The 23,874-nt window shown below is 67.8% G+C and carries 19 protein-coding genes and 1 pseudogene; 14 read left to right on the top strand and 6 right to left on the bottom strand.

The features are described from left to right. Positions 1-31 precede the first annotated feature (31 nt). The gene (locus tag BLQ39_RS00890; RefSeq protein WP_092321330.1) at positions 32-316 is read right to left on the bottom strand and encodes a winged helix-turn-helix domain-containing protein; all 285 of its coding nucleotides are present in this window, start codon (positions 314-316) and stop codon (positions 32-34) included. A 111-nt stretch (positions 317-427) separates the two neighbouring features. Here BLQ39_RS00890 and BLQ39_RS00885 point away from each other — a divergent pair, with 111 nt between their 5' ends. After that, positions 428-1,372, top strand: a complete 945-nt coding sequence (locus BLQ39_RS00885; protein WP_092321193.1) for a sodium-dependent bicarbonate transport family permease — start codon at positions 428-430, stop codon at positions 1,370-1,372. A 5-nt stretch (positions 1,373-1,377) separates the two neighbouring features. Further along, a complete protein-coding gene (locus BLQ39_RS00880; RefSeq protein ID WP_092321192.1) occupies positions 1,378-1,680 on the top strand; it encodes a P-II family nitrogen regulator in 303 nt (100 codons plus the stop codon). An 8-nt stretch (positions 1,681-1,688) separates the two neighbouring features. On the opposite strand, the gene BLQ39_RS00875 is transcribed toward BLQ39_RS00880, so the two are convergent. Beyond that, entirely contained in the window at positions 1,689-2,171 is a 483-nt protein-coding gene (locus BLQ39_RS00875; RefSeq protein ID WP_092321191.1) for a universal stress protein, read from the bottom strand. A 226-nt stretch (positions 2,172-2,397) separates the two neighbouring features. On the opposite strand from BLQ39_RS00875, the gene BLQ39_RS15505 reads away from it, so the two are divergent. From BLQ39_RS15505 to BLQ39_RS00855, 5 genes and pseudogenes are all read left to right on the top strand, one after another. After that, complete coding sequence (locus BLQ39_RS15505) at positions 2,398-2,751, top strand: hypothetical protein (RefSeq protein ID WP_134574994.1); 354 nt, start codon at positions 2,398-2,400, stop codon at positions 2,749-2,751. A gap of 114 nt (positions 2,752-2,865) precedes the next feature. Beyond that, a complete protein-coding gene (locus tag BLQ39_RS00865; RefSeq protein ID WP_092321189.1) occupies positions 2,866-3,870 on the top strand; it encodes a TerC/Alx family metal homeostasis membrane protein in 1,005 nt (334 codons plus the stop codon). 23 nt (positions 3,871-3,893) lie between these two features. Next, positions 3,894-4,346, top strand: a pseudogene (locus BLQ39_RS16240) (P-type ATPase actuator domain-containing protein); the annotation flags it as partial. Between the two features lie 58 nt (positions 4,347-4,404). Further along, on the top strand, positions 4,405-4,551 hold the full coding sequence (locus BLQ39_RS16030) for a cation transporting ATPase C-terminal domain-containing protein (protein WP_241982853.1): 147 nt from the start codon (positions 4,405-4,407) through the stop codon (positions 4,549-4,551). Positions 4,552-4,685: 134 nt separating this feature from the next. After that, on the top strand, positions 4,686-7,922 hold the full coding sequence (locus BLQ39_RS00855) for a beta-phosphoglucomutase family hydrolase (protein WP_198417119.1): 3,237 nt from the start codon (positions 4,686-4,688) through the stop codon (positions 7,920-7,922). A gap of 37 nt (positions 7,923-7,959) precedes the next feature. Here BLQ39_RS00855 and BLQ39_RS00850 read toward each other — a convergent pair whose 3' ends face one another. The 3 genes from BLQ39_RS00850 to BLQ39_RS00840 are packed head-to-tail and all read right to left on the bottom strand — an operon-like array spanning position 7,960 to position 14,682. Next, positions 7,960-11,076: an efflux RND transporter permease subunit gene (locus BLQ39_RS00850; protein ID WP_092321188.1), complete on the bottom strand. Its 3,117-nt coding sequence runs from the start codon at positions 11,074-11,076 to the stop codon at positions 7,960-7,962. Between the two features lies 1 nt (position 11,077). Then, entirely contained in the window at positions 11,078-11,527 is a 450-nt protein-coding gene (locus BLQ39_RS00845; RefSeq protein WP_092321187.1) for a hypothetical protein, read from the bottom strand. Next, a complete protein-coding gene (locus BLQ39_RS00840) occupies positions 11,524-14,682 on the bottom strand; it encodes an efflux RND transporter permease subunit (protein WP_092321186.1) in 3,159 nt (1,052 codons plus the stop codon). Before BLQ39_RS00840 ends, BLQ39_RS00845 begins: the two co-directional genes overlap by 4 nt. Before the next feature lie 292 nt (positions 14,683-14,974). On the opposite strand from BLQ39_RS00840, the gene BLQ39_RS00835 reads away from it, so the two are divergent. Further along, positions 14,975-17,122 carry a RecQ family ATP-dependent DNA helicase gene (locus BLQ39_RS00835; protein ID WP_092321185.1) on the top strand — a complete coding sequence of 716 codons (2,148 nt, stop codon included), beginning with the start codon at positions 14,975-14,977 and terminating at the stop codon, positions 17,120-17,122. A 123-nt stretch (positions 17,123-17,245) separates the two neighbouring features. On the opposite strand, the gene BLQ39_RS00830 is transcribed toward BLQ39_RS00835, so the two are convergent. Next, the gene (locus BLQ39_RS00830; RefSeq protein ID WP_092321184.1) at positions 17,246-17,824 is read right to left on the bottom strand and encodes a helix-turn-helix domain-containing protein; all 579 of its coding nucleotides are present in this window, start codon (positions 17,822-17,824) and stop codon (positions 17,246-17,248) included. 129 nt (positions 17,825-17,953) lie between these two features. Here BLQ39_RS00830 and speB point away from each other — a divergent pair, with 129 nt between their 5' ends. The 6 genes from speB to BLQ39_RS00800 all read left to right on the top strand — a co-directional run bounded on the left by speB (position 17,954) and on the right by BLQ39_RS00800 (position 23,775). Beyond that, complete coding sequence (speB, locus tag BLQ39_RS00825; protein WP_241982850.1) at positions 17,954-18,940, top strand: agmatinase; 987 nt, start codon at positions 17,954-17,956, stop codon at positions 18,938-18,940. A 56-nt stretch (positions 18,941-18,996) separates the two neighbouring features. Beyond that, on the top strand, positions 18,997-20,469 hold the full coding sequence (locus tag BLQ39_RS00820; protein ID WP_092321182.1) for a purine-cytosine permease family protein: 1,473 nt from the start codon (positions 18,997-18,999) through the stop codon (positions 20,467-20,469). 70 nt (positions 20,470-20,539) lie between these two features. Further along, positions 20,540-21,394 carry a nitrilase family protein gene (locus tag BLQ39_RS00815; protein ID WP_092321181.1) on the top strand — a complete coding sequence of 285 codons (855 nt, stop codon included), beginning with the start codon at positions 20,540-20,542 and terminating at the stop codon, positions 21,392-21,394. A 112-nt stretch (positions 21,395-21,506) separates the two neighbouring features. Further along, positions 21,507-22,328: an amino acid ABC transporter substrate-binding protein gene (locus tag BLQ39_RS00810; protein ID WP_092321180.1), complete on the top strand. Its 822-nt coding sequence runs from the start codon at positions 21,507-21,509 to the stop codon at positions 22,326-22,328. A gap of 3 nt (positions 22,329-22,331) precedes the next feature. Beyond that, a complete protein-coding gene (locus BLQ39_RS00805; RefSeq protein WP_092321179.1) occupies positions 22,332-23,000 on the top strand; it encodes an amino acid ABC transporter permease in 669 nt (222 codons plus the stop codon). Beyond that, on the top strand, positions 22,987-23,775 hold the full coding sequence (locus BLQ39_RS00800) for an amino acid ABC transporter ATP-binding protein (protein WP_092321178.1): 789 nt from the start codon (positions 22,987-22,989) through the stop codon (positions 23,773-23,775). The genes BLQ39_RS00805 and BLQ39_RS00800 overlap by 14 nt, the downstream gene beginning before the upstream one ends. Positions 23,776-23,874: the final 99 nt, after the last annotated feature.

The raw sequence follows: 23,874 nt of genomic DNA, 5'->3' as shown, positions 1-23,874 counted from the left end.
CGTGCTGATACCTGAGTAATCGTCTAACCGTCTAAACGCGGTGTTCGGATCCAAGCGCCACGAGAAGTTCGCCGATTTGGTGGTCACTTTCCAGGGGATGCCGAAGCGGCAGCTCCGGGTAGAGCTCGTAGCGGTTACGCCGTCCATCGCGTCGACGCGTGAGATACCCGTCTGCGACAAGTTCGGCGATGATGCGCTGGGCGGCGCGTTCGGTAATGCCCACCGCTCCCGCAATGTCCCGTAACCGCATACCGGGGTCTGTGGAGACACACAGCAGAACGTGTGCGTGATTAGTGAGGAAGGTCCAGTCGGCCATCCTCTGATTATAGATGACACACGTTTTGAAATACACGCTATGTCAAACACGCTATGTCATACCGGCTATCATTAGCATGCATCGCTCGACAACGAACCAGAGAGCCACCATGTGATCGATCCAGTCATCCTCTTCTTCGTGCTCGGCGCCGTCGCGGGCCTGCTGCGTTCGGAACTGCGTCTCCCAGCGGCGGTGTACGAGTTCGCTAGTATCGTGCTGTTGCTCTCCATCGGCCTCAAGGGCGGAATCGAACTCGCCAGGCAGCCGTTCGGCAATCTGCTGCCGCAGATGCTGGCTGTGGTGGCCCTGGGCCTGGCCCTCTCCCTCATCGCATTCCCCGTGCTGCGCCACCTGGGCCGATTCACACGTGCGGATGCGGCTTCGATCGCCGCCCACTACGGCTCCGTGAGCGTGGGCACCTACGCCGTGGCGGTTGCCTATCTCGGCAGCCGGCAGATCGCCTTCGAAGCGCACATGCCGCTTCTTCTGGTCCTTCTGGAGGTGCCGGCCATTCTGGTGGGAATTGTTCTCGCCCGGGGTCTCTCACGCGAGACGCGCTGGGGTTCGGTTGCCCATGAGGTCTTCCTGGGGAAGGGCATCGTGCTCCTGCTCGGCGGAGTGTTCATCGGCTGGGCGGCGGGGCCGGACGGTCTCGCGTCGATCGAGCCGTTGTTCTTCGACCTATTCAAGGGAATCCTCGCCCTATTCTTGCTGGAGATGGGGTTGATCACGGCGAAACAGGCCGGCAGCCTGCGCCGCCACGGGCCATTTCTGGTTGCCTTTGGTATCGGGATGCCACTCTTTTCGGCACTGGTGGGGACCTGGCTGGGATGGGCTCTAGGGCTCTCCATCGGCGGAACGGCCATTCTCGCGACGCTGGCGGCGAGCGCTTCCTACATCGCGGTGCCGGCCGCCATGCGCATTTCAGTGCCCGAGGCCAACCCCACCCTGTCCCTGGCCGCCGCGCTGGGCATAACATTCCCGTTCAATGTCCTGCTCGGCATCCCGATCTACCACGCGCTCTCCGTGTGGGCACATACATTCGCGAGAGGATGAGACGAATGCACAGCCATACCCGCACGCTCTTGACCATCGTCACCGAAGCAGCACTCGAGGGCACCCTCGTTCGGGATCTCGATCGGTTGCATGCGCACGGCTACACCATCACCGATGCCCGCGGAAAAGGGAACCGCGGCGTTCGCGATGCCGGCTGGGAGGCGAGCGCCAACATCCGCGTCGAGGTTGTGTGCGACGCGGAGACAGCCGAAGCGATCGCCGCCTCCCTCCAGGAGCAGTACTACGACGACTACGCCATGATCCTGTTCATGAGCGACATCACCGTGCTGCGACCGCAGAAATTCTAAGCGCCCCGTCAGGTGCGCGGCCGCACGACCAGGACGGGGCAAGCCGCGTGCCGTACGCACTGCTCGCTCACGGAACCGAGCAGCATCCCCGCGAGTCCGCCACGCCCGCGGGTTCCGACGACGAGCAGGCGGGCGTCGCGTGAGAGGTCGATGAGGCTCTGCGCGGGGCCGGCGTGAACGGCGCGGTAGCTGACCGAAACCGCGGGATATTTCTTGACCGCGGCGCGCGCGTCCCGCACAAGTTCGTCGTGGACGGCCGCGGAATACTCATCGAACGACGAGACGTACCCGAAGTCCCAATTGGACGGGCGCGGAGCCGTCGCGATGGACCAGGCCCGCACCACCAGGACGGGGACATGCAGCTGGTCGGCGAGCTCGAGGGCCGCGCCCAGGGCGTCATCGGCATAGTCGGATCCATCGTGTCCGACCACAATGCTGTTGCGCGGTGCGGGTACCAGTTCGCTGTTGTCGATCGTGTCTTCAGCGCTCATGGGTTGTTCTCCTTATCGGGGTGACGGGCGATGCCGGCTCTTAGGTCGCTGGCGTGGTGGGCGGTGGTGGGATGATCGGTTGTTTGGGCAGCTGCGTGGCACCATGGCGGCGAGCCAGGCGGTCCATGGCTGCACACATGCTCCGACTGCTTCCGGGCTGGGTGCCACTGCCCCCGTAGGTCATCAGGACTGTGTCGAATGCGACGCCCGTGCGGTCTAGTACCTGGTGAGCAAGACGCTCCAAGTCCAGCAGCTCCTGCCGCCTCCGCACAACGACGCGTCGTGCGATCGCAGCGTCGGTCGTGAAACCGCAACGGGAGCGGGCAAGCGCGATCAACAGTCGCGCGCCTGCGCGACGAGCCAGCACAGACGCCGCGGCCAGGCTCTGGGCGACGTCGAAAAAATCCGCCACGACGACGAGGTAGGTGGGTTCGGGGGGAACCGCGGTGGAGGCGGGAACACTCGATCCAAAAGGGAAAAAAGCAGGTGTCTCTCGATTGGACAACAACGAAATCCCTTCCTGCGCCAGCTCGGCTGCGCCGTGCCGGACACCTTCCAGTCGAACATGCTGGCCACATGAATGTGTGCGGAAACCATTCAACGTACGTATCCAGATTAGCGAATTTCGCTTCAGGTGTCTATCCTTGGAAGCGAACGCCGGACGTAATCTCGACCGAAGGCAGAAAGGTCACTAGTGCTCGAAGTCACCGCTCTCCGCTGGACGCTGACCATCGGACTCATTCTGGGGCTGCTCGCCCTGGACCTGGGTCTGGCCGCCGCCCGGCCGCACGTTGTCAAGTTCCGCGAAGCGGCAATCTCATCGGTCCTCTACATCGCGGTGGCGATCGTGTTCGGTCTGGTATTCGCCGCCCAGGTGGGCTGGGACCTCGGCGCGGAATACTTCGCCGGCTACATCGTCGAGAAGAGCCTGTCGATCGACAACCTCTTCGTCTTCGTGATCATCATGTCGACCTTCGCCGTTCCGCAGAAGTACCAGCAGAAGGTTCTCATCTTCGGAATAGTACTGGCCCTGGTCCTGCGAGCGATCTTCATCGCCCTGGGTGCCGCGCTGCTCTCGCTGTTCTCCTTCATGTTCCTGATCTTCGGTCTCGTGCTGATCGTGACGGCCGTACAGCTTTACCGGCACCGCAACGTCGACCCCGACGTGCACGACAACGTGCTGGTCCGGGTGGCCCGCCGCAGCCTGAACGTCAGCACGGACTATGACGGCGGGCGTATGTTCACGCGCAGCGCCGGCCGCCGCGCGGTGACGCCACTTTTCATCGTGCTGCTGGCAATCGGCAGCACCGACCTGTTGTTCGCGCTCGACTCGATCCCGGCGATTTTCGGTATCACCGACGAACCGTACATCGTCTTCACCGCCAACGCCTTCGCCCTGCTCGGGCTGCGGGCACTCTTCTTCCTCGTCAAAGGGCTCCTGGACCGGCTGGTCTACCTCTCCACCGGCCTGGCCCTCATCCTGGCCTTCATCGGCGTGAAACTCGTCCTGCACTGGGGGCATGGCCTGGACGACCGAGTGCCGGAGATCAGCACCAACCTCAGCCTTGGCGTCATCGCTGTCGTCCTGACCGTGACCACGATCGCCAGCCTGATCCGGGTCCGGCTCGACCCCACCGCACGCGCCCACGCCGGCTCGCTCACGGGAGAGCAACCGCACGACCCCGGAAGGACGGAGTAACCGCCCGGAACAGGGGCGACATCGTGACCTCCAAGCAAATCGCCGCGTCCAGGACCGCAGCCGAGCCGGTGCCGCGGCACAGCCTGGATCCGGAGACAGCCGGTCATCACGCTCATCCAGCAACAGTGGGTGGATTCGGGTGCCATCTTCCTGGTCCTGTGCATCAACGCTGCCCGGGGTTCGTGCAGGAGCGCAAGGCGGAAGCCGATGTGCGGGCGCTGCAATCCCTCTCGACTCCCTCCTGCCGGGTCCTGCGCGATGGCGCCGAACGAGTGGTCCCCGGACGCGACATCGTGCTGTTCGAGAGCGGTGAGCGAGTTCCCGCCGACCTGCGACTCATCGAAAGGAACGGCCTCCAGGACGACGAGTCGATGCGGACCGGAGAGTCCTTCGCCGCGACGGAGCACACGGATCCGCTCCCGCGGGAGGTCGTGGAAGCGGACAAGGCAAACGTTGCTTTCATCGGCACGTTCGTGGGCAGCGGTCGCGGGAGGGGCGTTGCCATCGCCACCGGCCCTGACCGCTCACTGGGCCGTGATTACCTGGCCTGTCTCCGCCAGCGTGCTGGGGCTGACGCCCCTGAACGCCCGGGAATGGCTCCTCTGCATCGCCGTGGGCTCAACGGTGTTGATCATTGTCGAGGCGGAAAAGGGCGTCCGGCGCTGGTCCCAGCGGCAGTGACGTCGAGCGGCAGTGACGTCGAACCGCACTGACGTCGAACCGACCCGACGCATGGGCCGATCTCATGTCACACGCCGAACGCGAGCGTCACCTGCATAGTATGGGCACACAACGCCGCCGTGAGGAGTGCAATCGTGACCGAGATCGAGCCGCAGCACTCGCCCCGGTCAGGGCGCGAAGCCGTGATCTTCGACCTGGACGGCGTCGTCACCGACACCGCGTCGGTGCACGCGCTCGCCTGGAAGGCCCTGTTCGACGAGCAGCTTCCGCTCCTCTCGGCCGGCCCGGTGCCGGCATTCGACGTCGGCGCCGACTACCGGCGGTACGTCGACGGGCGTCCGCGCGAAGACGGCATCCGCAACTTCCTGGCGTCCCGTGGGCTCGAGGCGGCGCCGGAGCGGATCACCGCGCTGGCCGACCGTAAGCAGGCGCTGTTCGAGCAGCTCATCGGCGGCGGGGTGCAGGGGTATCCCGGCACCGTGGCGCTGCTCCGCCGGCTGCGCGGGCAGGGCATCCCGACCGCCGTCGTGACCTCGAGCCGCAACTGCCAGGCGGTGCTGGCGGCCGCCGGGCTGACCGGGCTCTTCGACGCGCGGGTCGACGGCACGGATGCGGCGAGGCTGGGCCTGCCCGGAAAACCCGACCCGGCTATGTTCCTCGAGGCGGCCCGGCTGCTGCGGGTGTCCCCCGGGCACGCCGTGGTCATCGAGGACGCCGAAGCCGGGGTGCGGGCCGCCTCCCGCGGCGGATTCGGACTCGTCATCGGCGTCGACCGCACCGGCTACGGTGACCGGCTCAGGGCCGAAGGGGCCGATCTCGTGGTGACGGACCTGGGCGAGCTCGACCTGCGCGACCTCGACCTGCGGATGCCCAACCTCGACGGGGCCGACGTGGGCTTCCCCGACCTGCCGCGCGAACCGGGGCCGGAGTTCCCCGGGTGGGCGGGCGGTGACTCCGGCAGCGACCCGTGGCTGCTGCGCTACGTGGGCTTCGACCCGGCGACGGAGGGGCTGCGGGAAGCGCTTTGCACCCTCGGTAACGGCTACTGGGGAACCCGCGGAGCCGCCACAGAGACCGGCGCCGACGGCGTGCACTACCCGGGGACCTACCTCGCCGGCGTCTACAACCGGGTGCACACGCAGCTCGGCGACCGGAGCGTTGAGGACGAGCACCTGGTGAACGGCCCGAACTGGCTGCCGCTCTGGTTCAAGGTGGCCGAAAACGACTGGTTCCGCCCGGGCGGCTCCCAGTTGATCAGCTACCTGCAGGAGCTCGACCTCCGGCGCGGGATGCTCCGGCGCGTCATCCGATTCCGGGACGAGGCCGGGCGCACCACGACGGTCACCTCCGACCGGTTCGTGTCCCAGGCCGCGCCCCGCCTGGCCGTGCTGACCACGACCTTTGAAGCCGAAGACTGGTCGGGGCCGATCACGATCCGGTCCGCGCTGGAGGGCCGGGTGGCCAACCGCAACGTCGCCGCCGACCGCTTGCTCACCGGCTCGCACCTGATCCCGCGCACCGCGGCGGCCATCGATGGGGAGACGGTGCTGCTCGAGGTGGAGACGAACCAGTCCGGCATCCACATCGCCATGGCCGCGCGCACCCGCGCCCACCGGGCGGGCGCCCGCATTCCCCTCTCCCCGCGCCTGCTCCACGACGACGAGGGGTGGGTCGCCCACGAGTTCGAGGTGGACCTGGCGCCGGGGCATCCGGTCACGGTGGAGAAGACGGTCATCGTCGGCACCTCCCGGGACCGGGCGATCGCCTCGCCGGCCAGGGCCGTGGCGACGTGGATGCGGCGGCTGCCGGAACCCGAGCGGCTCGCCGCCGCCCACGAGCGCGCCTGGCAGATCCTCTGGGACGAGTTCGCCGTGCGCATGCACACCAGCGAGCGAGCGTCGCTGGCGCTGAACCTGAACACCTTCCACGTGCTGCAGACGCTGGCCGCCGTCGACGCCGACCTCGACGCGGGGATGCCGGCCCGGGGCCTGCACGGCGAGGGCTACCGCGGACACGTGTTCTGGGACGAGCTGTTCGTCTACCCGATCCTCACCCTCCGCCGCCCCGACCTCAGCCGCGCCCTGCTCGGCTACCGGTACCGGCGCCTCGACGAGGCGAGGGCCGCCGCGAAGGAGTCCGGCTTCGAGGGGGCGATGTTCCCGTGGCAGAGCGGGATCGACGGGCGCGAGGTGACCCCGACCGAGTTCTTCAACACGCGCAGCGGCACCTGGATGCCCGACAACTCCCACCTGCAGCGGCACGTCGGGCTGGCCCTCGCGTACAGCGTCTGGCAGCACTACCAGTCGACGGCCGACCTGGAGTTCCTCATCCGCCAGGGCGCGGAGATCCTGCTCGAGGTGGCGCGCTTCTTCGCCAGCCTGGCCCGCTACGACGAGACCGCCGACCGGTACGACATCGAGGGCGTGATGGGGCCGGACGAGTTCCATGACGGCTACCCGGGCTCCCCCGGCTCGGGTCTGCGCAACAACGCGTACACGAACGTCATGACCGCATGGGTGCTGCGGCGCGCGATCGAAACGGTGTCGCTGCTCGAGGGGCGCTACTGCCGACCGCTGTGGAACCGTCTGCGACTGCGGCCGGAGGAGGTCGGCCGGTGGGAGCACATCGGCCGGCGGCTGCGCGTGCCCTTCCACGCCGACGGCGTGATCAGCCAGTTCGAGGGCTACGAAGACCTGGCCGAGTTCGACTGGCAGGCGTACGGGGACCGGTACGACTCCATCGGCCGCCTCGACCTGATCCTCCAGGCCGAGGGCGACACGACGAACAACTACCGGGTGTCCAAGCAGGCCGACGTGCTCATGCTGCTCTACCTCTTCTCGGCAGAGGAGCTCCGCGAGCTGCTTCATGAGATGGGATACGCGCTGCCGCCGGAGGCGATCGTGCGCACCGTGGAGTTCTACGGCGCCCGTTCGACGCACGGGTCGACCCTGAGCAATGTCGTGCATTCGTGGCTGGAGGCCCGGCGCGACCGGGAGGCGTCCTGGGACTTCCTGACCCGGGCGCTGGAGAGCGACCTGGCCGACATCCAGGGCGGGTCCACTCCCGAAGGGATCCACCTCGGGGCCATGGCGGGCTCGATGGACATGGTCGTGCGCTGCTACACCGGGCTCGAGATCCGGGAGGACATGCTCTGGCTACACCCGGTGCTGCCCGCGGAGCTGGCGCGGGTGGTCTTCACGATCAACTACCGGGAGCAGCCGATCCGGCTGGAGGTGACCGCGACGACCCTGCGCCTGAGGCTGCACGCCGGCGGTGCCACGCCGATCCGGGTCAGGGTGGAGGGACGCGAGTCGATGCTCGCGCCGGGAGAAACCCGGGACTTCGTGCTCGGCCCCTCCGCCGAACTGTGAGTTTGGCACCTTCGTGGTGCCCGGGAAGGTGCCAAACTCACAGTTCGGCGGGAACGAGCGAGGCCTTCGACTTGGCGAATCTCAGGTACAGGGACGGCACCACGAACAGGTTGAGCAGGGTCGAGGTGAACAGCCCGCCCAGGATCACGAGTGCCATCGGGTGTTCAATCTCATGGCCGGGGAGGTTGCCCATGACCACGAGCGGCACGAGCGCGAGTCCCGTGGCCAGCGTGGTCATCAGGATCGGAGAGAGCCTCTCGCCGGCGCCGCGCAGCACCAGCTCGGGGCCGAATGTCACCCCTTCCTTCTTCTCGAGGTGCTGGCAGTGATTGATCAGAAGGATGCTGTTGCGCGCGGCGATGCCCATCACCGTGAGGAATCCGACGATCGAGCCCAGCGACAGCACCCCACCGCCCAGAAAGGCCGCGAAGACCCCGCCGACCAGGGCGATCGGCAGCGTCAGCATGATCAACGTCGCCAGCCTCCAGCTGCCGAACGCGGCCTGCAGGAGGAGGAAGATCACGGCCAGCGCCAGCAGCGCCAGCGTCAGCAGGAGCCGTGAGGCGGCTTCACGTTCCTGGAACTCGCCGAGGACTTCGGCGTGGAACCCCGTCGGCAGCTCCAGGTCGGCCAGCCCGGCCTCCATCGCCGCGACCACCGTCCCGAGGGTGCCATCCTCGACGTTGGCCTCGATGTCGATGCGCCGGGAGCCCTCCTCGCGCTGAATGACATTCGGCGTCGCGATGAGCTTGACGTCTGCGACGTCGGACAGTTTGATCTGCTCTCCGCTGGGTGTGTCAATGGGCAGGTTGCGGATGCTGCTCACGTCGGAGCGGATCTCCACCGGGCTCCAGACCTGCACGTCGTAGGCCTTGCCGCCCCGGTAGACGTCACCGACCTCTTCGCCGGCAACCAGTGTTGCCGCCGCGCGCCGCACATCGCCCGGCTTCAGCCCGTAGGTCTGGGCTTTCTCGAGGTCCACCTTGACGCTGAGCTGGGGGATGTCGACCTGCAGGGCCACATGCTCGTCGATCGCCCCGGGGATTTTTTCGAAGATCTCCAGGATGTCATCGCCCGTCGACCGCAAGAGGTTCAGGTCATCGCCGTAGAGCCGCACCACGACCGCGTTGCTCGAGCCTGTCAGGACCTCCCTGATCCTCTCTTTCAAATAGGTCTGGACGTCCCGGTGGATGCCCGGATACCCCTCGACCATTTCCAGGACCGCGGCATGGGTCTTCTCGTAGTCCGCCTCGGGGTCGATGCTGATCCAGTTCTCGCCGAAATGGACGCCGACGACCTCGTCGGCCGCGAACGCCTGCCCGATGTGGGCGCCGCAGTTGTTGACACCGTCGATGGTGAGCAACTCCTGGCAGGCGAGCTTGCTGATGCGGTATTCCTCGGCCACCGAGGTACCCGGCTGGGTCACCCAGTGCATCAGGAAGTCCCGCTCCTTGAAGTCCGGCAGCAACGACTGCCCGAGCAACGGAGCAACGAGGGCGCCCGTTGCGGCCAGGGAGCCGAACAGGATGTACCCTCCCGCGGGCCTCCGGACGATCGGTTTCAGAACCGTGCGGTATCCGCGCTTGAGCACCCGCACGAGCGGCGGCTCCTGTTCCTTCAGCGGCAGGTTGCGCATGAAGAGCAGCGCCAGCGCGGGAGTGACGGTCAACGCGACCACCATCGAAGCCAGCACGGCCAGCGTGTACGAGATGGCCAGCGGCCTGAAGAACGCCCCGGTCAGCCCCTCGAGGAAGAAGATCGGGATGGCCGCGACGACAATGATCAACGTGGCATAGACAATCGGGCCGCGCACCTCGAGCGAGGCCTCCAGCACAACCGAGGACGTGGATCTCGTGCTGCCGGAGGCGCGATGCTGCCGCAGGCGGCGAATGATGTTTTCGATGTCGATGATCGCGTCGTCCACCACGACGCCCACCGCAATCACCAGTCCCGCGAGGACCATGGTGTTGATCGAGCTGCCGGTCAGATACAGCACCAGCGCCGCGGACACGAGGGAGAGCGGGATGGCGATCAGGCTGATCAGCGCCGTGCGCCATTGGAAGAGGAAGGCCCCGAGGACCATCATCACCAGGAGGCAGCCCAGGAGGAGCGACCGGGTCAGGTTGTCCAAAGACTCCTCGATGAATGACGCCGGCCGGAAGATCGCGGTATCGATGTCAATGCCGCTGAGCCCGGGTTTCATCTCCTCGAGCGCGGCCTCAACGCCCTCCGTGACCTCGAGGGTGTTCCCCCAGGGGAGCTTCTCCACGATCAGCATGAGGCCTTCGCCGTTGTTGATCACCGCGTCGCCGATCAGCGGCTGATGATCTTCGACGACGGTCGCCACGTCCCCGAGCTTGAGCGGCGTCCCGTCACGGTCCTCGATGGTCACGTTCGCGAGATCCTCGGCCGTCGCGATCGGCAACACGTGCTGGATGCCCAGCTGCTGGTTGGGGGTGCCGATGCTTCCCCCGGTTCCGATCAGGGCGCCCGGGGAGTATTGCAGCAGGCCGGCGTCCAGCGCATTCGCCGTGACATCCATCACCTGGTTCAGGGATACGCCCTCTGCCAGCATCTTGTCCGGCTCCGCCTGCACCTGGAGCATCTGCAGTCGCTCGCCCCAGATCGCCACGTTTGCGACGCCGGGCACCCGCAGCAGATGCGCCCTGATCTTCCAATAGGTGATCATGGACATTTCCATCAGCGAGCGCTCATCGGATGTCAGCCCGATCTTCATGACCCGGCTGGTCGACGAGAGCGGCTGGAGCATCACCGGCGGCGCGGCCCAGGTGGGCAGCGTCGGGACCACGATGGCGATGCGTTCCGACACCATTTGACGGGCCGTCAGGAGGTCCGTGCCGGGTTCGAAGATCATCACGACCGAGGACAGCTGCTCGACCGACTTCGAGCGCAGGTCGTCGAGGCCCTCGACGCCGTTGAGCGCCTCCTCGAGGGGCACGGTGACCAGCTGCTCAACCTCCTCGGCGGTCAGGCCGATGCAGATGGTCTGGATCTCCACCTTGGGCGGCGCGAACTCGGGAAAGACGTCCACGGAGGCCGTGCTCAGCTGGACTCCCCCGAACAGCATGATCCCGACGGCGATCGCGACGATCACCGACCGGAACTTGAGGCTGAACCCGATGACGCGGCGCATGTCAGTGCGCCGCGTCGAATTCGGCGCCGTAGAGCTCGGCCGCTCCTACCGTGACTATCTTCGTACCGGCCGCGGGGCCCGCACTCAGCCGGACCGTGTCCCCGTCGATGCGTTCCACGACGACCTGCGCCCGGATATACACGAGCGGCTCGGGGTTCGTGTACACCCAGGTGTCTCCCTCGGAGGTGTAGATCAGGGCGCCGTACGAGACTTCGAGCCCGCCGGCGCCGACCGTGACGGCCACCGTCTGCAGGTCGAGTCGTTCCACGGCCCGCTCGGTGAGGGTCAGCTTGCTCAGGTCCGTGCCCGCGATCTCTTCCTTCGTTGCCGCGGCGATGATGGGCGCCGCTTCGACCGGAGGCTGGACGCAACCGGTCAGGCCCACGGCAAGCGCCGCGGCCACCGCGGCTGCCATCGTCCCCCGGCGCAGCGAACGACTGTTGGTTTTCATGACACGTCCTGCCTCTCTTGCGGTACAGGTCCATCAGAACTTACGAGCGAGCTTTCCCATTCCACCTGTCTCGCGGGCCCGAACCGCTCGAGGAGGATGGGCAGGATGAGCAGGGTGAGCAGCGCCGACGTCGCCAGTCCGCCCCAGACGATGACGGCCAGCGGCAATATTGTGGTCACTCCGACTGCGCCCCCCAGGAGAACCAGGGGGATCAGGGCAACTGCCGTCGTCAGGCCGGCCAGGATGGTCGGAGCAAGCCGGTCCCGGTACGCCGCCCGGACGAGGCTCTCCGGCGACGCCGATGGGTCGCGGCCCTGCAGGGTCTGGTATCGACCCAGGAGCAGGATCACATCCCGCACGGCGATGGCCAGCACGGCCGCGAATCCAATCAGCGCGTAGAGCGAGCCGATGCCCTCGGCAAGCACGGCGGCCAGCAGGCCGCCGAACAGCGCCACGGGCAGGAGCACGAAAGCAAGCCCCGCCAGTTTCCAGCTGCCCAGGACCGTCTGCAGGAGGATGAGAATCCCGATGACGGCCGCGGCGAGCAGCCACCAGACGAGCTGCCCGGAAGCCTGTTGTTCCTCGTACTGCGGGGGAATCGCGGCGTGATGCTCGACCGGGAACTCCATCTTCGCGATGGCCGCCTGGATGTCGGTCGTGACATCCGCGAGGCTCCGTCCCTCGATTTCTGCGCTGACATCGATGCGCCGGGACGTGTCGTCGTGGTTGATGACCGTCTGGTTCGGGCTGACCCGCACCTCGGCCACCTGACCCAGCTGCACATGACCGCCGTCGGGCGTGTTGATGACCAGCTCACGCACGCTCGTCAGGCTGTTGCGAACCTCGGCGTTGCCCTTGACCACCACCTGAAACACCTTCTGCTGTTCGAACAGGTACCCGACTTCTATGCCCTGCAAAATGGCGGCGGCCGCACGTCGCACGTCGCCGGGCTTGATGCCGTGCTTCTCGGCGGCGGCAAGGTTCACTTCGATCTCCGCGATGGGCTGGTCGATCGTCACGTCCACCCGGGGGTTCACCACACCGTCGGTCTCAGCCAGGATCTGCCTGACCTCCTCGGCCTTCTCCCGCATGACGTCCAGATCGATGCCGTAGACGCGCACCTGGAAGGGCTGCTCGCCGGCGTCTCGGACCGCGGCGATCTGCCGTTCCGGGTAGGTGATGACCTCGGTGGCGATTCCGGGATACCCGATGACGATGTCCTCGACGGCAGCCCGGACGCCCCGGAAGTCCGCTTCGGGCGTCATCGTGACCCAGAGCTCTGCCGAGCTGACGTCGGATGCAGTGTCGGATGTGATCGCCCGGCCGACATGGCCGCCGACGGAGTCGACGCCGGGCACGGAGCGCAATTCGGTGCCGGCGATTGCCATCACGCGGCTTAATTCACTTCCCGCAGTGCCCGCGGCCGCCTCCCATTGGATGAGGATGGTGCGGTCGGGGACCTCCGCGACGATGGGTTTGCCGTCGGCCAGGAACGGAATCGCGGCCACGCCGGCGATCGCGATCGCGGCGACAACGGCCGCAGCTACCCACTGCCTTCCGGATGCCAGTCTCTCCCCCGCACTGTTGCCCCTCGCGCGCAGCCGACGAAGAAACGCCGGATCGGGGCGCGGGCTACGATCCCCGGCCAGCAGGATGCCGGCGAGGGCTGGAGTGACGGTCAGCGCGACGATCGCGGCGACAAGCAGGGCCAACAGGTATGCGAGGACCAGCGGCCTGAGGAATTCCCCGTCGATACCGGGCACGAAGAGGGCGGGCGCCACTGCCAGCGCGGACATCAGGGCCGCGAACACGGCAGGGATTCGCGAGCGTTTGAGGGCTCGAACCAGCCGACCTTCCTGGGGTTCGGCACCATCGGCATCCGTTCGCAGCCTGACGCTGTGCAGGTCAGTGATCACATCGCCCACGATGACGGCCAGCGCCAGGACAAGTCCGGCGAACACCATTGTGTTGAAGACGGCTCCCTGCAGCTCGAGCAGCACGGCGGCTGCGGTCGCTGACAGCCCGATGCCCACCAGTCCGACCAGCGCGTACCGCCAGGAACGAAAGGCCAGCCCAATGGCCAGGGTGACGACCAGCAGGCTCACCAGCAACGCCAGGCCGAGATCGTCGACGGCACCGGCCAGGAAGGACGCGGGGCGGAACACCGTGCTGTCGACGGTGATGCCGGTCAAGCCGGGCTTGAGGTCATCGAGCGCATCCTCGATGTCTCCGGTGACCTCTTCGACGCTCGTGTCCGGGAATTTCTCGATCACGAGCAGCAGGCCGGGCTCGTCGCCGGTGACGGCGTCACCGATCAGCGGCTGGTGGTCCTCGGAGAGCTCGGCCACATCGCGGAGCAGGAGCCGGCCACTCTCCGTGCCCTCGACGGTGACCTTGCCCAGATCCTCCGGCGTCTGGATCGGCAGCACATGCTGGATGCCGATTCGCTGGTTGGCGGATTCCAGGAATCCGCCGGTACCGGGAGTGGACGCTTCCAGGAAGCTCAACGGCGACACCCACACGGCATTGCCGGTCGTTTCGATGACCTGCTCGAGCGTCACGCCCTTCGCACGGAGCTGATCCGGGTCCACCTGCACCTGGAGCTGTTGTTCCCGCTGGCCCCAGATCGACACATTGGCGACGCCCGGGACGCCCATCAGCTTGGGCTTGACGTTCCACCGCGCGAGGACGGACATGTCCATCAGCGAGACATCCTGCGAGCTGAGTTTGATCATCATCACCCTGCTGGTGGACGACAGCGGCTGCATCAGGACGGGCGGCGTGGACACATTCGGCAACGCGAATGCCTGGGTGAGCCGCTCGGCCACGAGCTGGCGCGCACGCAAGACGTTGGTGCCGGGTTCGAAGATCAGATCGATGGAGGAGAGCCCCGGCACGGACACGGAGCGGATTTCATCGAGCCAGGCGACACCGTTCAACAGGTCGGCCTCCATGGGCGACGTGATGAGCTGTTCGACTTCGACGGCGGAGAGCCCGAGGGCCTCGGTCTGGATCTGAACGTGAGGAGGCGCGAATTCGGGCAGGTTGTCCACCGACATCTCCGGCGCATTGATCAGCCCGAAGCCGACGATCCCGGCCGCCAGGGCCAGCACGAGAAGGCGGAATCTGAGGCTCCAGCGCACTAACCAGCCCATGACATTCCACCCGTCCCAGAGAAGCCGTCGGCGATCGGTAATTCCGATCACCGCTGTTCGATCACCGCTGTTCGATGTGCCGAATCAGACTTCGAATCACGCCCCGAGGACGTCGAGATGCGCTGCGCCGCAGGTGAGCGGCCATCAGCGATTCGCGTTGTCGTGAATCGTTGCCACTGAATTTTACTGAGAGTATCTCATGAATTTCATTCCGTGGGGCCCTGCCCCAAGAGTGCTGCGTTACTATCCGCTCTTCCCTCCGGCTGTCAGGGGGGTCTGGCAAGCTGAGCGGATGACCACCGACACGCGCGCATCCGCCCTCGAGATCCTGCGCGCCCTGGTCGGGCGTCCCGACGCCGAGTTCCACGAGGGCCAGTACGAGGCCATCGAAACCCTCGTCGACCAGCGGCGTCGGGCGCTCGTCGTGCAGCGCACCGGCTGGGGAAAGTCCGCGGTGTACTTCGTGGCCACGCTGCTCCTGCGCCGCCAGGGAGCCGGGCCGACAATCCTCGTGTCGCCGCTGCTGGCCCTCATGCGCGACCAGGTCGCCGCCGCGGCGCGCGCCGGCGTGCGGGCCGTGTCGATCAACTCGTCGAACGCCCACGAGTGGGCCGAGGTGCAGGCGTTGCTGCAGGCCGACGAGGTCGACGTGCTGCTGGTGTCGCCCGAACGGCTCAACAACCCGTCGTTCCGCGACGAACAACTGCCCGCGCTGATCCGTCGCGTCGGCCTGCTCGTGGTCGACGAGGCGCACTGCATCTCCGACTGGGGCCACGACTTCCGCCCCGACTACCGGCGCCTGCGCGACCTGATCGCCGAGATGCCGGACGGCGTGCCGGTGCTCGCGACGACGGCGACCGCGAACAGCCGGGTGGTGACGGATGTCGCAGCCCAGCTGGACCACCGGGTCACGGCAGGCTCGACTTCCGAGGGCTCGACCACCGAGGTGGTGACGATCCGCGGGCCGCTCGCCCGGGCATCCCTCCGCCTCGGCGTGCTCCGGCTGCCCGACTCGAAGGCCCGGCTGGCCTGGCTGCTCAGCCACCTCTCCGAACTGCCCGGAAGCGGCATCATCTACACCCTCACCGTCGCGAACGCCGAAGACACGGCGCGCCTGCTGCGTGAGGCGGGCCACGCCGTGCGCGCCTACACCGGCCAGACCGACACAGCCGAGCGCGAGGAGTCGGAGGGGATGCTCAAGAACAACGAGGTGAAGGCGCTCGTCGCCACGAGCGCCCTCGGGATGGGCTTCGACAAGCCCGACCTCGGCTTCGTGCTGCATCTCGGCGCTCCCTCCTCCCCCGTCGCCTACTACCAGCAGGTCGGCCGCGCCGGCCGCGCGACCGAGAACGCCGACGTGCTGCTGCTGCCCGGGCTCGAGGACGAGGCGATCTGGCAGTACTTCGCCACCGCCTCCATGCCGAGCCAGGGCAAGGCCGAGGCCGTGCTCGGGGCGCTGCGGGACGCCGCCGGCGCCCCCCTCTCCACGCCGGCGCTCGAGGCGCGGGTCGACCTGCGCCGCACCCCGCTGGAACTGCTGCTCAAGGTGCTCGACGTCGACGGGGCCGTGCGCCGGGTGAAGGGCGGCTGGGTCGCCACCGGGCAGCCCTGGGTCTACGACAGCGAACGCTACGAGCGCATCGCCGCCGAGCGCGTCGCCGAGCAGCGCTCGATGATCGAGTACGAACGCACCTCGGGCTGCCGGATGGAGTTCCTGCAGCGCGCCCTCGACGACGACACGGCCGTGCCCTGCGGCCGGTGCGACACCTGCGCCGCGCCCTGGTATCCGGCCGACGTCGACGAGGCCGCGGCCTCCGCGGCCGCGCAGTCGCTCGACCGGGTGGGCGTGGCGATCGAGCCGCGCGCCCAGTGGCCCACCGGCGTCGCGAGCCTCGGCGTCGACGTGCGCGGCAACATCCCGCTCGGCGAGCGCCTGTCCACCGGCCGCGCCCTTGCCCGGCTTACCGACCTCGGCTGGGGCGGGCCGCTCCGGGACGTGTTCGCTTCGGGGGCGACGGATGCCCCGGCGAGCGCCGCCATGCTGGCCGCCTGCGTGCGCGTCCTGGCCGACTGGGACTGGGACGAGCGCCCGGCCGCCGTGATCAGCATGCCGTCGCGGCGGCATCCGCTGCTCGTCGAGTCGGTCGCGCGTGCGCTGTCGGACGCCGGCCGCCTGCCCTGGCTCGGCTCGCTCGACCACGCCAACGGCGGCCCGACAGGAACGCCGGGCGGCAACAGCGCCTACCGGCTCGCCAACGTCTGGGAGCGGTTGGCGGTCGGCCCGCACCTCGCGGAAGGCCTCGAATCGCTCGCCGGCCGGCCGGTGCTGCTCATCGACGACAGCGCCGACAGCCGGTGGACGCTCACGGTCGCCGGCCGCTTGCTCCGTCACCAAGGCGTCTCGGCCGTGCTGCCCTTCACCCTCGCGCTGAAGTCCTGACCCCCGCCCGCCCTCCCCGCGAAACCGCAGTTGTGCGCCCTAAAACGCCCGTTTAACGCGCACAACTGCGGTTTCGCGGGAGGGGGATGGGGCGGGATGGGGCGGGATGGGGCGGGGCGGGGGCTAGGCGCTCCAGGCGGCGGGGACGAGCGTCCAGATGACCTCGGCGCCGGCGTCGCCGGGGTTCTGCCAGGTGTGCGGCTCGCGACCGGCGAACGTGACGGTGTCCCCGGCCGCCAGGTCGACGGTGCGGTCGGAGAAGCGCACCGTCAGCCGCCCGCTGATCACGTGAACCACCTCGGCGTCGCAGTTGATCGTGTACAGCTTCTCGCCGCCGTCGGCCCCGGGCTCGAGCGTGGAGCGCAGCACCTGCACGCGGGACTGGCTGCGCGGCGTCACGAGGCGTTCGACCGCGCCGGTCCCGCCCATATTGATCAAGGGGGCCTCGGCCAGGGTGATGACCTCGATGTCTGCCTCCGCGAAGAGGGAGCCCACCGACAGCGACAGCACCTGGCAGAGCGTGACCAGGGTCGCGACGCTGGGCGAGGTCTCATCCCGCTCCACCCGGCTGATGAAGCCCCTGGTGAGGTGGGTGGCATCCGCGACCTGTTCGATCGTCAGGCCCTGGGCCCGGCGGGTTGCGCGCAGCCGGGCGCCGACACGGACGCGATCCTCGGAGGGGGCTGGATGCACGGGTCTCATGTGACTCTTTCGTCGGAGCGGCCGGGAGCATCATCTTGACAGGGAGGGACGCTGCCCCCAGAATCAGACCAGGCTCAAAGTTGCATGACAAACACTTTATGTTGCATATGAGTATCCCGCACCATCCCGATGAGCGACACCCCCACACGCACGAAAGCAGGACGACTGATGGTCAACGAACAGCCGATCGGCCCGACGGACGCCAGCCTGGTGCCCCGCTACGCCGGAATCGCCACCTTCGCCCGGCTGCCCCGCCTCGAGGATGTCGGCCGGGCCGACATCGCGGTGGTCGGTGTGCCGTTCGACAGCGGAGTGAGCTACCGCCCGGGCGCCCGCTTCGGCCCGGCCCACGTGCGCGAGGCCTCGCGGCTGCTCCGGCCCTACAACCCCGCGCAGGACGTCGAGCCGTTCTCCACACAGCAGGTCGTCGACGCCGGCGACATCGCCGCGAACCCGTTCAACATCACCGAGGCCGTGGCCCAGATCCAGCAGGCGGCCTCCGAGCTGACCGCCGACGGCAAGCGCCTGGTGGTCATCGGGGGCGACCACACCATCGCCCTCCCCCTGCTGCGGGTGGCCGCCGAACGGCACGGACCCGTGGCGGTGCTGCACTTCGACGCGCACCTCGACACCTGGGACACCTACTTCGGCGCCCCGGTCACGCACGGCACTCCGTTCCGCCGCGCCTCGGAGGAGGGGCTGATCGACATGCAGGCCAGCATGCACGTCGGCATCCGCGGCCCGCTGTATTCCCGCGACGACCTCCGCGACGACGAACGTCTCGGCTTCGCGATCATCACCAGCGCCGAGTTCGAGACCGAGGGCCTTGCCCGCGCCATCGAACGGATGCTGGCCAGGCTCGGCGATCGCCCCGTCTACCTGTCCGTCGACATCGACGTGCTCGACCCCGCCCACGCGCCGGGGACGGGCACCCCGGAGGCCGGCGGCATGACCAGCCGGGAACTCCTGGCCATGATCCGCGCCCTGCGTGCCGTGAACCTGGTCGGCGCCGACGTCGTCGAGGTTGCCCCCGCCTATGACCACGCACAGCTGACCGCCGTCGCCGCCTCCCACGTCGCCTACGAGATCATCTCGGCGATGACCCCGTCCCGCTAGACCCGGGCTCCCGCACGCCTCCCGCACGCACCGCACACCGCACACCCCGAAGGACAATGATGTCAACAAGCCCGACCACCCCCGCCCCGGCCTCGCCCGCTGATTCCGAACGGCGCGGCAGCGTCATCGAGCAGCGCTCGATCGACTACGTGCCACGATCCGAACGGCACGGAAAGGTCTGGCACCAGGGACCGTTCTGGTTCACCGGCAACTTCGTGCTCCCCACCATGGTGATCGGTTTCATCGGCCCGGCCATCGGGCTGAGCGTCTGGTGGACCGTTCTCGCGGTCGTCCTCGGCGCCTGCTTCGGAACGTTCTTCATGGCCTTCCACGCCAACCAGGGGCCGCGCACCGGCCTTCCGCAGATGATCCAGTCCCGGGCCCAGTTCGGCAGCCGAGGCGCCATCGTCCCGTTCGCGGCGAGCGTTTTCGTCTACATCGGCTTCATGGTCTTCGATACGATCCTGGCCACCCAGGGCCTGCAGCTGGCGCTGCCGGGCGACAAGCTCTTCTGGTACCCGCTCCTGATTGCGCTCTCCATCGTGATCGCCGTCGTGGGCCACGACTTGCTGCACTTCATCCAGCGCTGGCTGACCTACCTGCTCATCGTCGTGTTCGCGATCATCACCGTCCTGGCGATCGTGAACTTCGACGCCTCCACGGTCACCGAGGCCGCCGGCGCCGCCGGCTGGGACGGCACCTCGTTCCTGGTGATGTTCTCGCTGGCCGCCGGCTACAACATCAGCTACGCCATCTACGTCTCCGACTACAGCCGCTACCTGCCTCAGGATGCCTCGGCGCCCAAGCTCATCGGCTGGACCTACCTCGGCGCGGCCGTGTCGGCGTCCTGGCTGATGTCGCTCGGCGCCCTGCTCGGCAGCAACATCCCGGATGCCGACGCAATCGGCGCCGTCAAGACCGTCGGCGACATGCTCTTCCCGGGGTTCGGCACCTTCGCCGTCCTGGTCTCGACCGTGGCCCTCATCTCCATCATGGGCGTGAACGCGTATGGGGCCATGCTCACCGGCACGACCGCCGTCGACGGATTCCGCAAGGTTCGCGCGACGGTGCGGCTGCGCGTGATCGGGCTCGTCATCGTCGGCCTGATCACCCTCGCGATCGCCCTGCTCATCCCGGACAACTACCTGGGCAGCTTCAACGACTTCGTGCTCCTCATGCTGTACTTCCTCGTGCCGTGGACCGCGGTCAACCTGGTCGATTTCTACCTCGTGCGGCGCGGGCAGTATGCGATCGCCGAGATCTTCAACCCGCGGGGCATCTACGGACGCTGGGCCTGGCGCGGGATGGTCTCCTACCTGATCGGTTTCGTCGCGATGATCCCGTTCTTCTACACCTCGTTCTACGTGGGGCCGGTCTCCGAGGCGCTGGGCGGAGCGGACATCTCGTTCGCCGTCGGACTGGTCGTCTCCGGCGGGCTCTACCTGCTGTTCTCGCGAAACCTCGACCACGCCGCCGAGGCGGAGGCCCGCATCCGCAGCGAGCTCGAACTCGAAGGCACGGCCGGGTGACCCCGGCCCGATGAGTAACGGCGCGATGAGTAGCGGCCCGATGAGTAACGGCGCGATGAGTAGCGGCCCGATGAGTAACGGCCAGTCGAGTGCCGGCCCGATCCGTGTCGCCTGCTGTCAGGTTTCCCTGGCTGTGGGCGACACGCCAGGCAACCTCGCCCGGCTGCGCGCCGCGGTCACCCGGGCCGCGGATGCCGGGGCACGCATCGTCGTGCTGCCCGAGCTCGCCAACACCGGCTACATGTTCGAGGACCTCGCGGAGCTTCGAGCCGCGGCCGAGCCGCTGGACGGGGCATCCGTTCGCCAGTGGGAGGCCCTCGCCCGGGAGCTGGACCTCGTCATCGTGGCCGGCTTCGCCGAGGCCGGTGACGACGGCCTCGTCTACAACTCGGCCGTGCTCGTGGACAAGACCGGGCTGCGTGCCCGCTACCGCAAGGCACACCTCTGGGACCGGGAGAAGGACAACCTCTTCAGCGCGGGCTCGGACGCCCCTCCCGTCGTGGATACCGCGTTCGGACGCATCGGCGTGCTCATCTGCTACGACCTCGAATTCCCGGAGTGGGTGCGCTCGGCGGCCCTCGAGGGCGCGGAACTGCTCTGCTGCCCGGTCAACTGGCCGCTGTATCCCAGACCGGCGGGCGAGCGCCCGACCGAGATCGTGAAGGTGCAGGCCGGCGCCACCGTCAATCGGATGTTCATTGCCGCCGCCGACCGTGCCGGGCAGGAGCGCGGACAGGACTGGCTCGGCGGGAGCGTCATCGTCGACGCCGACGGCTTCCCGCTCACGCCGATCAGCCTGGGCGAGGAGACGCTGGTGCTGGCGACCGTCGACCTGGCCGAGGCGCGCGCCAAGGGCATCAGCGACCGGAACGACGTGCACGCCGACCGTCGCCCGGCCCTCTACACCCGCCTCACGCAGCACTGACCTCGTCGGCAATCGGGCGTAACCGGAATATTCACCGGCCCGTGATGCTTGTTACGCTCGGACGTCGCCGCTTGGCGATCGCAGACCCCAATACCGTAAGGCTCCGAATCCCATGAAGCGTTCCCTCATCACCGCAGCAGCCCTCACCGTGATCGCCGTTTCACTGTCCGGCTGCGCTGCGGGCGGGGCGGGAACGGACGCGATCTCCGCCACGGGCACTCCCACCGACGATTCCCTGGCGGCGGTGCACGAATCCGGTACCCTCACTGTCGGCACCGAGGGCACCTACCGCCCGTTCACCTATCACGAGGGCGGCTCCGGCAAGCTGACCGGCTACGACGTCGAGGTCATCGAGGCCGTCGCGGACAAGCTGGGCGTCGAGGTCGAATTCGAGGAAACGCAGTGGGACGCCATCTTCCAGGGCCTCAAGGCCGGCCGTTTCGACGTGGTCGCCAACCAGGTCTCGATCACGCCCGAACGCGTCGACGAGTACGAGTTCTCCACCCCGTACACGTTCTCCACCGGCGTCGTCGTGGTGAAGAAGGGCGACTCGTCGATCACCTCGTTCGAGGACCTGTCCGGCAAGAGCACGGCCCAGTCGCTGAGCAGCAACTGGTACGCGCTCGCCAAGGAGTCCGGCGCGAAGATCCAGGCCGTCGAGGGCTGGGCGCAGTCCGTTGCCCTGGTCGAACAGGGCCGGGTGGATGCCACGGTGAACGACAGCCTGACCTTCCTCGACTACAAAAAGCAGACCGGGGCATCCGGGCTGAAGGTCGCGGCGACCACCGAGGAGCAGTCCGAGAACGCCTTCGCCTTCGCCAAGGGCGACACGGCCCTCGCTCGCGCCGTCGACACGGCCCTCGCCGAACTCACCACATCCGGGGAGCTGGCGAAAATCTCGAACAAGTACTTCGGGGTCGACGTCAGCAAGTAGACCATGACCGAGTCCACCTGGCAGCTCGTCCTCGACTCCTTCTGGCCGCTGCTCGACGGGGCGATCCGGGGCACCATCCCGCTTGCCCTCTCGTCGTTCGCAATCGGGCTCGTGCTCGCGCTCGGCCTCGCGCTGATGCGGCTGTCCGGGCGGGCCTGGGTGTCCGGGATCGCCCGCGGGTACATCTCGATCGTGCGCGGCACCCCGCTGCTGGTGCAGTTATTCGTGATCTTCTACGGGCTGCCGTCGATCGGCTTGGTGATCGACCCCTGGCCGAGCGCCGTTGTCGCGTTCTCGCTCAACGTCGGCGGATACGCGGCCGAGGTCATCCGGGCCGCGATCCTGTCGGTGCCCAAGGGCCAGTGGGAGGCCGCGTACATGATCGGGATGTCGCACCGGCGGGCCCTCGGCCGGATCATCCTCCCCCAGGCCGCCCGGGTCTCGGTGCCGCCGCTGTCGAACACGTTCATCAGCCTGGTCAAGGACACCTCCCTCGCCTCGCTGATCCTCGTGACCGAGCTGTTCCGGCAGGCGCAGGAGATCGCGGCGTTCAGCCAGGAATTCATGCTGTTGTACCTCGAGGCCGCGCTGCTCTACTGGGTGATCTGCCTGGTCCTGTCGTCGGGACAGGGCATGCTCGAGAAGCGATTGGACCGCTATGTCGCCCACTGACCCGTCGCCCGCGAAGACGCAGCCGCCGCTGCTGGCCGTGCGCGGCCTGCGGAAGAGCTTCGGCGCGAACCGGGTGCTCGACTCCATCGACCTCACCGTCGACCGCGGCCGGGTGCTCGCCCTCATCGGACCGTCCGGCTCCGGCAAGACCACCATCCTGCGCTGCCTGAACGGGCTGGAACTGGCCGACGGCGGAACCATCGACGTGGCCGGGGAACTCTCGATCGACTTCGCCCAGGCCCCGCCGAAGAAGCGGCTCAGCGCCCTGCGCGACCGTTCGGCCATGGTCTTCCAGCACTACAACCTGTTCCCGCACAAGACCGTGCTCGAGAACGTGATCGAAGGACCCGTCGGCGTGCAGAAGCGCCCCCGCGCAGACGCCGTGGCCGAGGCGCTGGCCCTGCTCGACCGGGTCGGGCTGGGCGACAAGAGGGACAGCTACCCGTTCGAGCTCTCCGGCGGCCAGCAACAGCGCGTCGGGATCGTGCGCGCGCTGGCCCTGAAGCCGCAGCTGCTGCTGTTCGACGAGCCGACATCCGCGCTCGATCCGGAGCTCGTCGGCGACGTGCTGCGCCTGATCAAGGAACTCGCCCGCGAGGGCTGGACCATGGTGATCGTCACGCACGAGCTCGAGTTCGCCCGTGAGGTGGCGCACGAGGTCGCGTTCGTCGACGGCGGCGTGATCGTCGAGCGCGGCGACCCGAAACAGCTGCTCCGCCACCCGCAGCACGAGCGCACGAAGCAGTTCCTGCACCGCCTGCTCTTCCCCTTCTAGGGGCTGCCGGACGCTCGCTCGCCGCGCGAGCCCGTTAGGCGCCCGCGAATGCCCTGTGAGAGGGTGAACGACGTCAAGCGCCCGGCGGCAGAGAAGCCA

Origin of the sequence: Cryobacterium psychrotolerans, from assembly GCF_900101115.1 — a bacterium.
In the GTDB taxonomy this organism is placed as follows: domain Bacteria; phylum Actinomycetota; class Actinomycetes; order Actinomycetales; family Microbacteriaceae; genus Cryobacterium; species Cryobacterium psychrotolerans.
Note: the sequence above shows the minus strand (reverse complement) of the source record. Positions and strands in the feature narration are given on the sequence as shown.

Coding starts and splice junctions, on each gene's coding strand:
- BLQ39_RS00890 (WP_092321330.1), bottom strand. CDS start 316: ATGGCCGACTGGACCTTCCTCACTAATCACGCACACGTTCTGCTGTGT.
- BLQ39_RS00880 (WP_092321192.1), top strand. CDS start 1,378: ATGCACAGCCATACCCGCACGCTCTTGACCATCGTCACCGAAGCAGCA.
- BLQ39_RS00875 (WP_092321191.1), bottom strand. CDS start 2,171: ATGAGCGCTGAAGACACGATCGACAACAGCGAACTGGTACCCGCACCG.
- BLQ39_RS00850 (WP_092321188.1), bottom strand. CDS start 11,076: ATGCGCCGCGTCATCGGGTTCAGCCTCAAGTTCCGGTCGGTGATCGTC.
- BLQ39_RS00845 (WP_092321187.1), bottom strand. CDS start 11,527: ATGAAAACCAACAGTCGTTCGCTGCGCCGGGGGACGATGGCAGCCGCG.
- BLQ39_RS00840 (WP_092321186.1), bottom strand. CDS start 14,682: ATGGGCTGGTTAGTGCGCTGGAGCCTCAGATTCCGCCTTCTCGTGCTG.
- BLQ39_RS00835 (WP_092321185.1), top strand. CDS start 14,975: ATGACCACCGACACGCGCGCATCCGCCCTCGAGATCCTGCGCGCCCTG.
- BLQ39_RS00830 (WP_092321184.1), bottom strand. CDS start 17,824: ATGAGACCCGTGCATCCAGCCCCCTCCGAGGATCGCGTCCGTGTCGGC.
- speB (WP_241982850.1), top strand. CDS start 17,954: ATGAGCGACACCCCCACACGCACGAAAGCAGGACGACTGATGGTCAAC.
- BLQ39_RS00820 (WP_092321182.1), top strand. CDS start 18,997: ATGATGTCAACAAGCCCGACCACCCCCGCCCCGGCCTCGCCCGCTGAT.
- BLQ39_RS00815 (WP_092321181.1), top strand. CDS start 20,540: ATGAGTAACGGCCAGTCGAGTGCCGGCCCGATCCGTGTCGCCTGCTGT.
- BLQ39_RS00810 (WP_092321180.1), top strand. CDS start 21,507: ATGAAGCGTTCCCTCATCACCGCAGCAGCCCTCACCGTGATCGCCGTT.
- BLQ39_RS00805 (WP_092321179.1), top strand. CDS start 22,332: ATGACCGAGTCCACCTGGCAGCTCGTCCTCGACTCCTTCTGGCCGCTG.
- BLQ39_RS00800 (WP_092321178.1), top strand. CDS start 22,987: ATGTCGCCCACTGACCCGTCGCCCGCGAAGACGCAGCCGCCGCTGCTG.